13 protein-coding genes are annotated in these 14201 nt (G+C 73.2%); 3 read left to right on the plus strand and 10 right to left on the minus strand.

Annotated elements, in window-relative coordinates:
• The first annotated feature begins 47 nt into the window (after positions 1–47).
• Positions 48–539, plus strand: a complete 492-nt coding sequence (locus CEB94_RS36870) for a MarR family winged helix-turn-helix transcriptional regulator (protein ID WP_175436282.1) — start codon at positions 48–50, stop codon at positions 537–539.
• A gap of 67 nt (positions 540–606) precedes the next feature.
• Here the strand turns inward: CEB94_RS36870 and CEB94_RS36875 are convergent, their stop codons facing one another.
• From CEB94_RS36875 to proP, 3 genes are all read right to left on the minus strand, one after another.
• Entirely contained in the window at positions 607–915 is a 309-nt protein-coding gene (locus tag CEB94_RS36875; protein WP_175436283.1) for a hypothetical protein, read from the minus strand.
• Positions 916–921: 6 nt separating this feature from the next.
• Complete coding sequence (locus tag CEB94_RS36880) at positions 922–1335, minus strand: SRPBCC family protein (RefSeq protein WP_175436284.1); 414 nt, start codon at positions 1333–1335, stop codon at positions 922–924.
• 112 nt (positions 1336–1447) lie between these two features.
• Positions 1448–2944 carry a glycine betaine/L-proline transporter ProP gene (gene proP, locus CEB94_RS36885; RefSeq protein WP_175436285.1) on the minus strand — a complete coding sequence of 499 codons (1497 nt, stop codon included), beginning with the start codon at positions 2942–2944 and terminating at the stop codon, positions 1448–1450.
• Positions 2945–3176: 232 nt separating this feature from the next.
• Between proP and CEB94_RS36890 the strand changes: the two genes are divergently transcribed.
• Positions 3177–4691: an MFS transporter gene (locus CEB94_RS36890; RefSeq protein WP_175436286.1), complete on the plus strand. Its 1515-nt coding sequence runs from the start codon at positions 3177–3179 to the stop codon at positions 4689–4691.
• 18 nt (positions 4692–4709) lie between these two features.
• Here CEB94_RS36890 and CEB94_RS36895 read toward each other — a convergent pair whose 3' ends face one another.
• The 3 genes from CEB94_RS36895 to CEB94_RS36905 all read right to left on the minus strand — a co-directional run bounded on the left by CEB94_RS36895 (position 4710) and on the right by CEB94_RS36905 (position 8700).
• Entirely contained in the window at positions 4710–5444 is a 735-nt protein-coding gene (locus tag CEB94_RS36895; protein WP_246112032.1) for a hypothetical protein, read from the minus strand.
• 76 nt (positions 5445–5520) lie between these two features.
• On the minus strand, positions 5521–7182 hold the full coding sequence (locus tag CEB94_RS36900) for an amidohydrolase (protein WP_175436287.1): 1662 nt from the start codon (positions 7180–7182) through the stop codon (positions 5521–5523).
• A gap of 21 nt (positions 7183–7203) precedes the next feature.
• Positions 7204–8700, minus strand: coding sequence for an APC family permease (locus CEB94_RS36905; RefSeq protein ID WP_175436288.1), 1497 nt, complete (start codon positions 8698–8700; stop codon positions 7204–7206).
• A 209-nt stretch (positions 8701–8909) separates the two neighbouring features.
• On the opposite strand from CEB94_RS36905, the gene CEB94_RS36910 reads away from it, so the two are divergent.
• Positions 8910–9623 (plus strand): TetR/AcrR family transcriptional regulator, encoded by a 714-nt coding sequence (locus tag CEB94_RS36910; RefSeq protein ID WP_175436289.1) that lies wholly within the window; start codon positions 8910–8912, stop codon positions 9621–9623.
• Here the strand turns inward: CEB94_RS36910 and CEB94_RS36915 are convergent.
• The 4 genes from CEB94_RS36915 to CEB94_RS36930 are packed head-to-tail and all read right to left on the minus strand — an operon-like array spanning position 9598 to position 14127.
• Positions 9598–10578, minus strand: coding sequence for an NAD-dependent epimerase/dehydratase family protein (locus CEB94_RS36915; protein WP_175436290.1), 981 nt, complete (start codon positions 10576–10578; stop codon positions 9598–9600). The two genes, CEB94_RS36910 and CEB94_RS36915, sit on opposite strands and share 26 nt — an antisense overlap.
• Positions 10575–12164 carry an AMP-binding protein gene (locus CEB94_RS36920; RefSeq protein ID WP_175436291.1) on the minus strand — a complete coding sequence of 530 codons (1590 nt, stop codon included), beginning with the start codon at positions 12162–12164 and terminating at the stop codon, positions 10575–10577. Before CEB94_RS36920 ends, CEB94_RS36915 begins: the two co-directional genes overlap by 4 nt.
• The gene (locus tag CEB94_RS36925; RefSeq protein WP_246112033.1) at positions 12161–13102 is read right to left on the minus strand and encodes an alpha/beta fold hydrolase; all 942 of its coding nucleotides are present in this window, start codon (positions 13100–13102) and stop codon (positions 12161–12163) included. Before CEB94_RS36925 ends, CEB94_RS36920 begins: the two co-directional genes overlap by 4 nt.
• The gene (locus tag CEB94_RS36930; protein WP_175436292.1) at positions 13099–14127 is read right to left on the minus strand and encodes a 3-oxoacyl-ACP synthase III family protein; all 1029 of its coding nucleotides are present in this window, start codon (positions 14125–14127) and stop codon (positions 13099–13101) included. Before CEB94_RS36930 ends, CEB94_RS36925 begins: the two co-directional genes overlap by 4 nt.
• Positions 14128–14201 lie beyond the last annotated feature (74 nt).

Consider the following 14201-nt stretch of genomic DNA (forward strand, 5'->3'; position numbering starts at 1 on the left):
CTCGCTCACCGATACTCTCGACCAACGAGATATTAGAGGAGTGAAGCATGGACGACCAGGATCCCGGTCTGCGACTGGTCCATCTGCTGCGGGCCGTGACGATGGAACTGGACCTGTTCGCAGCCGAGTTCGCCGGCCGCAACGGGCTTCATCCCACGGACGTGCGCGCGTTGATCCACCTGCTGGACGCCGGCCGGGAGGGCGTGCGGGCCACCCCGGGGTGGCTTGGTGCGCAGCTGGGAGTGAACTCCGCGTCGACCACGGCCCTGGTCGACCGACTGGAGCGGCTCGGGCTGGTGCGCCGGGAGCGGGACACCCAGGACCGCCGCCGCGTGCTGCTGGTGGTGCGGGACGAAGCCGTCGAGCTGGGCTGGTCCTTCTTCGGTCCGTTGATCCACGGGATGGTCGACTCGATGCGGTCCTTCGACGAGGCGGAACTGGCGGTGGTGCGGCGGTTTCTGCTGGCCATGCGTGATGTGGCCGCGGCTGGGCGGCGAGTCCAGCGGGACGACGGCGGAGGAGCGGGCGGAGGAGCCTGAGTTGCCGGCACCGGTGGTGGCCCCGGTGCCCCGTCCGCTCCGGCACTCCGAAAGGACGGCCGAAACCTCACGGCCGGGGATTCGTACGCTGCCATCGCGGGCGGGCGTCGAGTCCGCGGCGGCCCGCCACCGAGGCGCAGCGCGGGCACTGGCGCCGCACCCGGTCCGCGGCGCCGCCGGACTCCGGGAAGGTGTCCGGCCAGCCGACGTGCGGGAAGCGGACCAGCCGGGAACGGCTGAGGGACAGGCCGCAGACCGTCTCGTTGCGGCCCGCCTCCCAGGCGTGCACCTCACCGGAGGGCAGCCGGCGCCGCCCCTCCTCCTCGTCGGTCCACTGCCCGGACGCCGCGACGGCGTACTGCTTGGAGCGCGCCACGGCGGGTCAGCCGGCCGCGTGGTCGACGTGCAGCCGCACCTGCTCCTCCAGCCGCCGCAGACTGGTGTCGAGGGCGTCGGTGACGGCCCGCTCGCCCGGGTCGTGGCCGTCGTCGAAGAACGACAGGTGCACGGTCACCTCGCTGGCTCCGCCGTCGAGCCCGGCGACCTGGAGCCAGCCCGCGTAGCCGCCCTGGTCACGGGTGCCCCATTCGAGCCGCATCTGGTCCCGCCGGGCCCGCAACAGGGCGGAGGTGTCCTCGTCGGTGCGGTCCTCGTGCACGGTGACGGCCGGCAGCTCCTCGGCCTCCACGTGCAGGGCCTCCGGCAGCCAGCTGTCCAGCCGGCCGACGTTCGCGGCCTGGTCGAAGACGTGCTCGGGCTGTGCGGGCATCGTGCGGGAACGTTCGTACTCGGTCATCGCCTCACCGGCCTCACCTCGGGGGTCGTAGCACCCACCGCGTTCCCGGCCTGCCCGCGCCCAACCGCGAAAGACCCCGCCCGCACGGTGCGGAAGGGGTCTTTCCCGCCGGTCAGAACCTGGGCTGCGGGGTCTGCGCCTGGACCAGTTCCTCCGCCTCCGCCTCCGTCTCCACGGACGGCGGGGAGCCGGCCAGCGGCTTGTTGGCGGTCTCGCGCATGCACAGCACGGCGATGACGCCGATGACCGCGGCGCCCGTGGCGTAGTACGCCGGCATGAGGGTCGAGTCGAAGGCACTGATCAGAGCGGTGATCACCAGCGGTGTCGTACCGCCGAAGATCGAGGTGGCCAGGTTGTAGGCCACCGAGAGCGACCCGTAGCGCACCTGCGTGGGGAAGATCGCCGGGAGCGCCGCCGACATCGTGCCGAGCATCGGCACCAGCGAGAGCCCCATCAGCAGCAGGCCCAGGGCGATGAGGACGACGCTGCCCTGCCGGATGAGCAGGAACGACGGCAGCGAGAGGAACAGGAAGCCGAGCATCCCCGTCATCAGCAGCGGCTTGCGCCCGAAGCGGTCCGAGAGCCGCCCGACCTGGTTGATGAGGCACATCTGCAGCACCATCACGACGAGCAGGATCAGCAGCCCGTGGTTGGTCCCGTAGCCCAGCTCGTCGGACAGGTACGTCGGCATGTACGACAGCAGCATGTAGTCGGTGATGTTGTACGCCGCGACCAGCGCGAGGCACAGCAGCAGCGGCCGCCAGTACCGCGTGAATATCTTTCCGAGGTCGGCGGCCGCCGAGGTCTCCACGGCGTCGGCGGCCTCGCTCGCCTTCACCTGGCCGCCCTCCAGCTTCTGGAAGGCGGGCGTCTCGTCCAGCTTGAGCCGCAGGTAGAGGCCGATGAGGCCGAGCGGGGCCGCGAGCAGGAACGGCACGCGCCAGCCCCACGACAGCATCTGGTCGTCGCTGAGGAGGGTCTGCAGGACGACGACGAGGCCGGAGGCTCCGACGTAGCCGGCGAGCGTGCCGAGCTCCAGGAAGCTGCCGAAGAAGCCGCGCCGCTTGTCGGGCGCGTACTCCGCGATGAACGTCGAGGCGCCCCCGTACTCCCCGCCGGTCGAGAAGCCCTGCACCAGCCGGAAGAAGATCAGCAGGGCCGGGGCCCACAGACCGATCGCGGCGTGCGAGGGGACCAGGCCGATGGCGAAGGTCCCCACCGCCATCATGATCATGGTGAGGGAGAGGATGCGCTTGCGCCCGACCTTGTCACCGAGCGGCCCGAAGACCATGCCGCCCAGAGGACGCACCAGGAAGGCCACCGCGAACGTCGCGAAGGAGCCGAGCAGCTGGGCGGTGTCGTTGCCGGAGGGGAAGAAGACCCTCCCGATGGTCGACGCCAGGTAGCTGTAGATGCCGAAGTCGTACCACTCCATCGCGTTGCCGAGGGCGGCGGCCTTGGTGGCGCGCTTGACCGCCGCGTCGTCGGTCACCGTGATGTCGCTGCGGCGCAGCTTCGGGCGACGTCGCTTCTCGATCGCCCGGAACAGCGTCCGGTGCCGTCTCACCGCCGCGGGATCCACCGACTCGTCGTTGCCGGTCGCCGCCATCACGTGGTTCCTTTCGCCGTTCGTCTTCCCAAGCACCACGCCTGCACAGATCTTGCGCGCTCAAACGAACCCCTTCGCGCGGCGTCCGGTCGGTCACGGAACGTGATGGACGGGCGCTCTGGGTGAGAGGCGGTCGCCGCGCCGTCCGGGAGGATCTCCGGGACGGGTGTGTGCCCGTGCCCCGGTGGGGGAACCTGGTTCGCCGGGTGCGCGGCTGGTGAGAGGAGCCCAAGTGACGGCGTCAGCGGCGGGCGGCCACGACCAGGGCGCGCGGGAGGACGGATACGAGCCGGACCCGAACCGGTGGCGGGCCCTGTGGGTCACGCTGGTGGCCGGCTTCATGAGCCTGCTGGACGTGTCGATCGTGGCGGTGGCCCTGCCCACCATCCAGCGGCAGTTGCACGCCTCCGCGGCCGAGGTGCAGTGGGTGGTGTCCGGTTACGCCCTCTCCTTCGGTCTCGCCCTCGTCACCGCCGGCCGCCTCGGCGACGCCCTGGACAGGCGCCGCATCTTCCTGCTCGCCCTCAGCGGCTTCGTGCTCTTCAGCGCGGCCTGCGGAGCGGCCCCGAACATCATGCTGCTGGTGGCGGCCCGGATCGCCCAGGGCCTGGCGGCCGGCTTCATGGCCCCGCAGAACTCCGCGCTCATCCAGCAGATGTTCCGAGGCGGCGAACGCGGCCGCGCCTTCGGCTTCTTCGGCGCCACCGTCGGCATCTCCTCCGCCGTCGGCCCCCTCACCGGCGGCCTGATCCTCGCCCTGGCCGACGGCGCCCAGGGCTGGCGGTGGATCTTCTACGTCAATGTCCCCATCGGCATCCTCGCGGTCCTCCTCGGCCGCCGCCTGCTGCCCCGCACCCGGCGCTCGAGCCGGGAACACCTCGACCTGCCCGGCGTCGTGCTCCTCGGTCTCGGCGTCCTCGCGCTCATGTACCCGCTGGTGCAGGCGGAGACCGGCGGGCTCACCCGGCTGTGGTGGATGTTCCCGGCCGGTGCCGGGCTCCTCTTCGCCTTCACCCGCTGGCAGCGCCGCCTGCTGGACCGCGGTACCCAGCCGCTGCTCGACCCGCGTCTGTTCACCACCGTGCGCGGCTACGCCGTAGGCGCCGGCGTCGGCACGCTCTACTTCATCGGCTTCAGCGGCGTCTGGCTGGTCTTCGCCCTCTTCTACCAGCACGGCCTGGGCTTCTCCCCGCTCGAGTCGGGCCTCGCCGTGACCCCCTTCGCCCTCGGCTCGGCCGTCGCGGCCGCGGTCTCCGGGCGGCTGGTGGACCGGCTCGGCCGCCTGCTCACGGTGGGCGGCCTCACGGGCGTGATCCTCGGACTGGGCGGCACCGCGCTGCTGCTGCGCTTCGCGCCCCTCGACATCGCCCCCTGGCTCGCCGCCCCGGTCCTGTTCGTCGGCGGCGTCGGCGGCGGGTGCGTGATCTCCCCCAACATCACCATGACGCTGCGCGACGTGCCCGTGCACATGGCGGGAGCGGCGGGCGGCGCCCTCCAGACGGGGCAGCGGCTCGGCGCCGCGGTCGGCACCGCCGCCCTGCCCGGCCTCTACTACCTGGTGCTCGGCGGCAGGAGCGACGACTACCGCGGTGCCCTCTTCCTCGCGATGGTCGCCGGGCTCGTCGGCATGGCCGCGTCCCTGGCCCTCGCGGCGTACGACTGGCGGCGCGACCGGCGGACGCGGGAGCCGCACCGCCCGTGCCCGGACGACGTCGCCCACAGTCCCGTACACGCCCGGCAGACGTGAGCGGCACACGTCACACGGTCACGAGGCCTGCGGCTGGGGCTCCTGCGGGGCGGGCGCGTCGTCGTCCAGGTCGCCGCGCAGCGCGCCGAGGGCGAAGGCCGTCATGGACGTCAGGAGCAGCAGCGCGAGCGGCCCCCAGATCGCCGGAATGGCCCACAGCGGCCAGTCGTTGGCCGCCTGCGCCCACAGCGTCAGGATCGCCGTGCCGCCCAGACCGACGCCGTGCCACCGCACCGTCTTCGCCGCCGTCACGTGCCGCCGCTCGCCCCGTGCGAACAGGGGCCACAGCCCGCCCACGAGGGCCGCCAGGCCGAACGAGAGGCAGGCCAGCGCACCGCCCAGACGGTCCTCGGGCCATCCCACCGGCCCGTCGGACGTCTGCTGCCGCCGGCCCTCGGCGTCCCGGACCTCGACGACCTGACCGTGCCAGATCACACCGACGACCTTCTCGCCCGGCTGCATCTCGGACATCACCGGCTCGGCGCGCACGAACGTCACCTCCCACGGCTCGCCGGACGACGGCACCAGCTCCGCCTCAGGGGACTCGCCCCGCTCACCACGGTTCATGTCGGCGCCGCGAACGGTGAACCCCTGCTCCCACACGCACCCCGACGCCTTGACGGGCACAGCGGCGCAGGCCGGCGCGCCGCGATACTCCCGCTCCCGCTCCAGCGCCCCGCGGACCTGGAAGGCGGATACCGCCCCGACGCCCAGCATCACGACGGCGAGCAGCACCCACATCACGGACCGCATGACTCCGTGCCCCGACGACCCCACCGCGCCTCATCCCCCTCCGCACGCGGAAACCCGCAGAGCATTGGAACACGCCTCAGGCGCCGGTGTGGACCCGCCGGCCTTCGACGAAGGTCTCCAGGACCCGGGTGGCGGCGATCTCCTCGGGCGGACCCGCGAACGGGTCGCGGTCGAGGACGACGAGGTCGGCCGCCTTGCCGACGGTGATGCTGCCGGTGATGTCGCCGAGGTGATTCACATGGGCGCTGCCCGCCGTGTAGGCGGCGATGGCGGTGCCCAGGTCGATGCGCTGCTCCGGGAGGAAGGCCGGAGTGCCCTCGGGAGCCTCGGGGGAGACGCGGTTGACGGCGACATGGATGGCCTGGAGCGGATCGGGGCTGCTGACGGGCCAGTCGCTGCCCGCGGCGAGTGTCGCACCGGCGCGCAGCAGGTCTCCGAAGGGGTACTGCCACGTGCCGCGTTCCGCGCCCAGGAAGGGCAGGGTCAGTTCGTCCATCTGCGGTTCGTGGGCGGCCCACAGCATCTGCAGGTTGGCGCTCGCGCCCAGTGCGGAAAAGCGCGGCAGGTCGGCGGGGTGGACGACCTGGAGGTGCGCCAGGTGGTGGCGCGTGTCGCGGTTGCCGTTGGCGGCCCGGGCGGACTCCACGGCGTCGAGCGCCTCACGCACCGCGCGGTCGCCGAGCGCGTGGAAGTGGACCTGGAAGCCGTGCGCGTCCAGCTCCGTGACGTACTTCCGCAGCTCGCCCGGCTCGACGAAGCTGATGCCGCTGTTGTCCGAGGCGCAGCCGCAGCCGGCCAGGTAGGGGTCCAGCATGGCGGCGGTGTGGTTCTCGGCGATGCCGTCCTGCATGATCTTCACGGTGCCGGCGCGGAACCGGTCCCGGCTCAACTCCTCCCGCCGGGCGACGAGTTCGGGGATCTGCTCGGCACCCCGTTCGCGGTCCCACCACAGGGCGCCGACGACCCGCGCGGTGAGCAGGCCCCGGTCCAGGGCCGTGAGGTAGGCCGGAGCCGGGTCGGTCAGGTTGGCGTACGTGCCGACGATGGCGTCCTGCCAGGCGGTGACACCGTGGGAGTGCAGCACGGCCTGGGCACGCAGCAGGCCGGCGAGCTGCTCCTGCGGCGTGGGGTCCGGCACCAGCCTGCCCACCAGGTGGACCGCGCCCTCCTGGAGCATCCCGGTGGGATTGCCCTCGGCATCGCGCTCGATCCGGCCGTCGGCGGGGTCGGGGGTCCGGGCGTCGATGCCCGCGCGTTCCAGGGCCCGGCTGTTGACCCAGGCGCCGTGGTGGTCACGGTTGGGCAGGAAGACGGGGCGGTCCGGGACGACCGCGTCGAGGGCCGCGGCCGTGGGGGTGCCGCCGGGGAACGCCTCCAGGGACCAGCCGCCCCCGGTGATCCACTCGACCTCCGGGTGCTCCTGCGCGTACGCCCCGATCCTGCGCAGGTACGCGTCCGCGTCGGCGGTGTCGCCGAGATGGCACAGGCCGAGTTCGAGGCCCGCGCCCATCGGATGGACGTGGGCGTCCTGGAAGCCCGGCAGCAGCAGCTTCCCGGCCAGGTCGACGACCTCCGTGCGCGGCCCGATCAGCTCGCGCACCTCGTCGTGGCCGACGGCGACGATCCGCCCGCCGCGCACGGCCACCGAGGTGGCGCGGCTGCGGGCCGGGCCGACGGTGTGCACCGGACCGCCGGTCAGGACGAGGTCCGCGGGTCCCTGGGCAGGGGGGTGTGACATCGGGGTGAACTCCAAGGAGGGTCAGACCGCCGTGCGGTCCATCGGCAGGGTGAGGGCCTCGGCGTCGGTGCCGCGCCCGGTGGTGAAGTAGGGCGAGCGCCGGACGTACTTGGCGACGGCGGCCATGCCGAGGCCGGCGAGCACGATCACGGCGGGCAGCGAGAACATGAACCAGCCGTTGTCCGGGCTGAGTTCGAAGTGATCGCTCATGGTGAGGTACGAGTATCCGAGGTAGCCGCCCAGGCCCAGCAGCACCAGCCCGGACACGGCGGGCACGCCGACGGCGAGCAGCGCCTCGCGCGGCCCTTCGTGCCGTGCGGCGCGAAAGCGAACGGCGCAGGCGAGCGCGGTGAGGCCGTAGTAGAGGGCCACGATCAGGCCGATGGCGTTGACGGCGGCCAGCAGCATGTCGCTCAGCCTGGGGATCGCGAAGGCGAGCAGGGCGATCACGGCGGCGACGGACATCACGACGACCGTCCCGGCGGCGGGTGTGCCGTAGCGCGGGTGGACCCGGGTCCACAGCGGGCCCATGGTGCGGTCGCGGCCCATGGCGAGCAGGCCGCGCGCCGTGGGGATCAGGGTGGCCTGCACGGAGGCGACGGCGGAGCACATCAGGGCGATCAGGGGCAGCGTGGCCCAGGGCTCGGCGGCCAGTTTCTCCCCGAGGTAGCCGAGGGCCTGCGGGCCGTTGCGGACGAGTTCGGCCAGGCTCATCTCCCGCTGGAAGGCGACCGAGGCGAAGAGGAACAGGCCGAGCATCGCGAACAGGGCGATGAGCCCGCCACGGGCCGAGTCCCCCGGGTCCTTCGTCTCCTCGGTGACGCTGAACGCCGCGTCCCAGCCCCAGAAGAAGAACACCGCGAGGACCATGCCCTGGGCGAACGCGGTGCCGCTGGAGATCTCGAACGGGTCGAACCAGGACAGCGAGACGGCGTGGTCGCCGGTGACCAGGGCCCAGCCGCAGAAGCCGAGCAGCACCGCGTACTCGAAGACCAGCAGGGCGAACTGGAACCGGGTCGCGCCCCGGACGCCGGTGACGGCCAGGGCGGTGAGGGCGAGCAGGATCACCAGCCCGACCGCCGTGCAGACACCCGTGGACGTCGGATCCAGGGCGATGCCCGCCAGGCTGCGCACGCCGGCCTTGTTGGCGAAGGCCAGCACGACCGAGCCCATGATCGCGCTGGTGTAGGCGCAGAAGATGACCGAGCCGACCAGGGTCACCCAGCCGGTGAGGAAGCCGGGCCAGGGGCCGAGGGATCTGCCGACCCAGGTGTAGCCGTTGCCGCAGTTGGGTTCGGAGCGGTTCAGACGGGCGTAGGCGAGGGCGATGCCCAGCACCGGCAGGAACGCCAGCAGCAGGAGCGCCGGGGCCTGCAGGCCCACGACGGTCGCGATCGTGCCCATGCCGATGGCGATGCTGGTGGTGGCCGCGGTGCTGGACGCGGCGATGGCGACACCGTCGACGACGCCGAGGGAACGGCGCAGCGCGGGGCGTGGCGGGGGCGGTGCGGACGACATGGAGGGCTCCTCGGGGACGGGGTGGGAAGAGCCGCGCGGGACTGTGATGGAACAGCCGGTGTCCACATTGGGTCAACCCTGTTGACGTAAGGCGAAGCGGGTCGTTCACTGCGTTACGCGAGAAGCGCCGGTGCGCAAGAAGCGCTCGGTGCGCGAGAAGTCGCCGGTGTGTGAGAAGCCTTCGGTGCGCGAGGAGAGGAGTCCCGGTCATGACCACCCGTGTCCCGCGGGAGCGCCGGCGTAGGAGGCCGACCCGCTCGGGGGTGCTGCTGTCGGAGGACCTGATCGTGGAGACCGCCTTGCGGCTCATCGGCGAGCACGGACCCGAGGCGCTGAGCGTGCGCCGGCTCGGCGCGGCCCTGGGGTGCGATCCGACCGCGCTGTACCGCTACTTCCACGGCACCGACGACCTGGTGCTCGCCATCGCCGACCGGATCATCGGCGACGCCATGACCGGCTTCGCCCCTGGGGACGACTGGGTGGACTCGCTGCGCGAGATGGCCCTCAGGGTCCGCGCGGGTTACCTCGCCCATCCCCGCGCGGCCGCCATGGCCGCCCACCGCGTGACCCGGCGCCGGAACGAGATCCGCGCCGTGGAGACGGGGATCGGCCTGCTGCTCACCGCGGGCTTCCCGCCGGCCGACGCCGCACGGCTCTACCTGGCCTTCATCGACACCGTGCTCAGCCACGCCGCCACGGAGGCGGCGTTCCACGCGCTTCCCCCGCAGCAGCGCGAGGCCGACCGCCGGTCGTGGCGGGACGTCTACCAGGATCTCGATCCGGCGACGTACCCCGCCCTCACCGCGGTGCGCCCGGAGCTGCCCGCGATGGCGGACAGCTCCTTCGAGCAGGCGGTGGACCTTTTGCTGGAGGCCCTGGCGGGCCGGGTACGCGCCCTCACGCGGCGGCCGAAAGGGCGGTGATGCCCGCGTCGAAGGTGATCGTCGGCTCGAACTCCAGGTCGCGCCGGGCCGCTTCGACGCTGAACCAGTGGGGGTGCACCAACTCGGCGACGAGGAAGCGGCTGAGTGCGTGGGTGCGGGTGAGGCCCGCGAGACGCAGGGCGGCCTCGGAGCCGGCCGCGGCGGCGTGGGCCAGCGGGCGAGGCACCGTGCACCACGTGGCCCGCAGGCCCGCCGCGCGCAGGAAGGCGGCGGCGATGTCACGCAGCGGGCGCGGGTCGTCCTGGGTGATGAAGTAGGCGCGGCCTCCGACGGTGCGCCCCTCCCGGAGCCGGTCCAGGGCGAGCAGATGGGCGTCGGCGGCGGTGTGCAGGTGGGTCGTGTCGACGAGGTTCGTGCCGTCGCCGGGCAGCACCAGCCGGCCAGCGCGGACGGCGCGTGCCAGGGCGGGCGCGAAGTGCGGGTCGCCGGGGCCCCAGATGATGTGGGGGCGCAGGGAGACGGTGGCCAGGCCGGGCCCGTGGGCGGCCAGGACGAGGGCTTCCGCGTGCGCCTTGGTGCGCGGGTAGGCGGCCAGGTGCCGGCGGGGGTAGGGGCAGCGTTCGTCGGCGTTCTCCAGACCGCCCGGCCGGAAGACGACGCTGGCGGTCGAGGTGTGGACGAGGGTGCCGACTCCCCGCGCGCGGCACTGGTCGATGACGTTGCGGGTGCCGACGACGTTGGTTCTCCAGTACGGGGCGAGCGGGCCGCTGACTCCGGCGAGGGCGGCGTTGTGGATGACGGCGTCGCAGCCGGCGAGCGCGCGTGACACGGCGGCCGGATCGGCCAGGTCTCCCTGGTGGTGCCGGACGCCGAGGCTCTCCAGGGCGGGGCTCGGGCGGCGGCCCAGGGAGGAGACCGCCGTGCCCCGGGCGACGAGCCGGCGGCAGATCTCCTGCCCCAGGAAGCCGCTCCCGCCGGTGACCAGGACCCTCAACGGCGGCCTCCCGAGGCGTACTCGGCGAGCCGGGCGCGGTCGATCTTGGAGTTGTGCCGGATGTCGGTGGGGAAGCGGGGGTGGAACAGCACGGTGCCGATGCGGCGGCCGTGATGGTGGCCGCCGAGGGAGGCGCGCAACGCGTCCAGGACGGCGTCCCGCCGTGCGCCGCGCTCGGGCTCGACACACAGCACCGCCCGCTGACGTCCGGCGGGGCCGACGCCGACCAGGGCGGTGCGGCGGACCCCGGAGGCGATGTCGGCGGCGGCCTCGACGTCCTCGGTGGTGAGGGTGAAGCCGTCGCCGGTGACGAGGTGGGCCGTGCGGCCGAGGTACCAGAGGCGGCCTTCGTCGTCGAGGCGTCCCAGGTCGCCGGTGCGGTGCCACAGTGTGCCGTCCGTGAGGGACTTGGCGGCTCCGGTGGCGTCGGGGCGGGCGTGGTAGGCGGGGCTGACCACGGGGCCCGCTACGGCGATCTCGCCCAGACCGGTGGCGTCCGCGTCCAGGACGCACGCCCCGACGCCGGGCAGGGGTCGGCCCAGGCACGTGCCGGAGTGGTCCGGGGGCGGCTGGACCCGCAGGGCGCGCAGCTCGTCGGCGTCGATGGCGGTGGCGGGCAGGCACTCGGTGGCGCCGTAGACGCTGAGGATCTCCGCCCCGGGCGGGAGGGCGCTGGCGAGGAGTTCGACGAGACGGGGGCGCAGGGGTGCGCCGAAGGAGAGCACGCGGCGGACCGAGGGCAGTGTCAGGCCGTGGCGTGCGCAGTGACCGGCGATCAGACCCAGGATCGCCGGTGAGCCGAGGACGATGTCCGCCCGGTGGCGCAGGAGGGGGCCGACCAGGTGGCCCGGGGGTGTGCGCGCCGGGGCCAGATGGTCGACCTGCGGGGCGACGGTCGTCAGGCCGAGCAGCGGACCGAGCGCGGCGAACGGCAGGAAGCAGGAGAGCAGGACGTCGCCGGCCTCCGGGCGCAGTACGGCGTCCAGGGCGCCGAGCTGCCCGGCGAGGGTGGTGTAGCGGTATTCCACGCCCTTGGGCTGCCCGGTGGAGCCGGAGGTGAAGGCGATCATCGCCAGGTCCTCCGCCCGGGGCTCGGGGACGTGCGGCCCCGGGCCGCTGCCGTCCGGCACCGCCAAGGGCAGGCTCCGCCCCAGGAGTCGGCCCCGGCCCGGGAAGTCCCGGCCGGTGACCAGGGCCGTACGGACGTGGCCGCGGCCCCAGCCAAGCGCCCGGCGCGCCACATGTGCCAGGGGCTCCCCGATGAAGACGCCGGGGGCGATCTCGTCCAGACAGCGCCGCACCTCGGCCCGCGGCTCGATCAGCACCGGGACGGCACCGAGCGAGGTCAACGCGTAGACGGCCGCCACGAGCCGGTAGGCGTCTCTCGTCATCACCACGGCTTTGTCACCGCGCCGCACTCCCGTGGACCGGAGGGCGTCGGCGGTACGCAGGCAGCCGTCCAGCAGCTGCGCCGCCGTGACGTCCTCGGCGGAGACGGGGCCGGTGCAGCGGACGAGCACGGTCGCCTGCGGCTGCTCGGTCAGCCGGGACAGGCGGGTGAAGATGCCAGCGGATGCGGGGGTCATCGCCCTCCTCGCAGGAAGTCGCGGACGCGGACGCCGAGTTCGTCGCCGGCGTCGTCCATCACCAGGTGGCCGGCGCGTGGGAAGCGGTGGACCACGGCGTGCGGGTGGCGGCGGATCCACTCGGCGAGGACCAGCGGCGTGAAGACCGGATCGCGCATGCCCCAGCCGATGAGCATGGGCAGGTTCCCGAGGCCGTCGGCCCCCTCGGGCGGGGTGAGCAGCCGCCAGGCCTCGTCGGAGGGGTCCCGGGGGATGGCGCGGACGAACTCCGTGATGGCCCGGCGGTTGCCCCGGCGCGCGTGGGGCAGCAGGTAGGCGCGCCGCTCGGCAGCACTGAGCCGTCGGGTGACGCCGACGCGCACCGTGGCCCGGGCGAAGGCGTTGGTGGCGTGCACCGCGGCGGCCACCGGACGGTGGTCCCGGATCCAGCGCAGGTAGAACGGCAGCCGGTAGCCGTCGGGCCAGGGGAAGGCGATGGTGTTGAGGACCACTAGGCGGGAGACGACGCCGGGATTGCGCAGCATCCAGGCGACGCCGAGCGGGCCGCCCCAGTCGTGCACGGCGAACGTCCAGCCGCCGGGCGGGGCGCCCTCGTCGCGGACCAGGTGGTGGTAGAGGGCGTCCAGGTGGTCCAGTTGATGCAGGTACCGGGCCGTCGGGCCGGGCGGTGCCGGGATGTGCTGGGACAGGCCGAGGCCGGGAAGGTCCGGGGCCAGGCACCGGGCGTGCGGGACCAGCGCGGGGAGCAGCTTGCGCCAGGCGTAGCTCCAGGTCGGATTGCCGTGCAGGAACAGCAGCGGGCCGCCCGTGCCGACGTCGAGGTAGTGCTGGCCGGTCGACGGCACGAGCCGCCAGTGCTCGCGGGCGGGGTAACCGGGCAGCAGCTCCTGGAGGACGGACGTGCGCGTGGCGGCCGGGCGCCGGCTCTCGGCGGTCACCAGCGGACCAGCGCCAGACCGAAGCTCATGCCACTGGCCAGGCCGAGCATCGCCACGGTGTCCCCGGGCTCGATACGGTCGCTCTCCCGCGCCTTGACCAGTTGCAGGGGCAGGGAGGCCGCGGCGCAGTTGCCGTGCTCGGCGACGGTGGGCATGCACCGGTCGGCGGGCAGCGGCAGCCTCTCGACGATCTCCTGGTACTGCGGCATGCCGATCTGGTGCACGGCGATGAAGGCGCTGGCACGGACCGCCTCCAACTCCCGCTCCGCTGACCTCTGGAGGAACGTCAGGCCCTCGACCGCGGTCGTGCGCAGCAGGTCGCCGTTGAGCCGGATCGTCAGGTGCTCGTCGTCGAACGCCCGCGGGTGCATCGAGCCGCCGCCGCTCACGGTGCAGGCGTTCCAGGCGGTCGAGTCCGCGGCGAACCGCAGGGTGAGCACTCCGGGGTCGCCGTCCTCGGCGGGCCCCGCGGTCAGCAGCAGGGCGGCGCCGGCGTCGGAGACGGTGTAGCCGGGCATGGCCCGCAACAGGGCCTCGTGATCGGGGACGTGCCAGCGCGTGACCATGGAGCCCACCTCGCCGCAGGCGATGAGCACCGTGCGGTAACGGCGGGTGGCGATGAACGCGTCGGCCACCTCCATCGCGTTGAGGACGCTGTTGCAGGCGTTCGTCACGTCGAACACCGGGCAGGCGGCGCCCAGTTTGGCGGCCACCAGATGCGAGGTCGACGGTTCGATCATGTCCTGGCTGGTGGCGGCGAACAGCAGCAGGTCCACCTCGTCGATGGCCGTGCCGGCCTCCGCGAGCGCCTTGCGGGCCGCGGCGACCGCGAGGTCCGAGGCGCACTCGCCCTCCTCGGAGACATGGACACCACGCACTCCGGTGATGTCCTCGATCAGGCCGGGCGGCGGTACGTAGGGGCTTTGGGCGGCGGCGATCCCGGCCCGGATCTCCTCCATGGTCCGGTAGCGGGACGGCAGATGGACGGCGACGGCTGTCAAGCGGGCACGCGGGGCTTCGAGCACCGCGCCACCGTAACGGCCGGTCACGCACCGTCACAGAGAGTTCACTCGTGTGGTGGACGGGGATCACGCCCACG

The sequence above is a fragment of the Streptomyces hawaiiensis genome (assembly GCF_004803895.1).
GTDB lineage: Bacteria > Actinomycetota > Actinomycetes > Streptomycetales > Streptomycetaceae > Streptomyces > Streptomyces hawaiiensis.

Bases quoted from the DNA above. Each gene is read 5' to 3' on its own strand.
- CEB94_RS36870 (WP_175436282.1), top strand. From the start codon at position 48: ATGGACGACCAGGATCCCGGTCTGCGACTGGTCCATCTGCTGCGGGCC.
- CEB94_RS36880 (WP_175436284.1), bottom strand. From the start codon at position 1,335: ATGACCGAGTACGAACGTTCCCGCACGATGCCCGCACAGCCCGAGCAC.
- proP (WP_175436285.1), bottom strand. From the start codon at position 2,944: ATGGCGGCGACCGGCAACGACGAGTCGGTGGATCCCGCGGCGGTGAGA.
- CEB94_RS36895 (WP_246112032.1), bottom strand. From the start codon at position 5,444: ATGCGGTCCGTGATGTGGGTGCTGCTCGCCGTCGTGATGCTGGGCGTC.
- CEB94_RS36900 (WP_175436287.1), bottom strand. From the start codon at position 7,182: ATGTCACACCCCCCTGCCCAGGGACCCGCGGACCTCGTCCTGACCGGC.
- CEB94_RS36905 (WP_175436288.1), bottom strand. From the start codon at position 8,700: ATGTCGTCCGCACCGCCCCCGCCACGCCCCGCGCTGCGCCGTTCCCTC.
- CEB94_RS36910 (WP_175436289.1), top strand. From the start codon at position 8,910: ATGACCACCCGTGTCCCGCGGGAGCGCCGGCGTAGGAGGCCGACCCGC.
- CEB94_RS36920 (WP_175436291.1), bottom strand. From the start codon at position 12,164: ATGACCCCCGCATCCGCTGGCATCTTCACCCGCCTGTCCCGGCTGACC.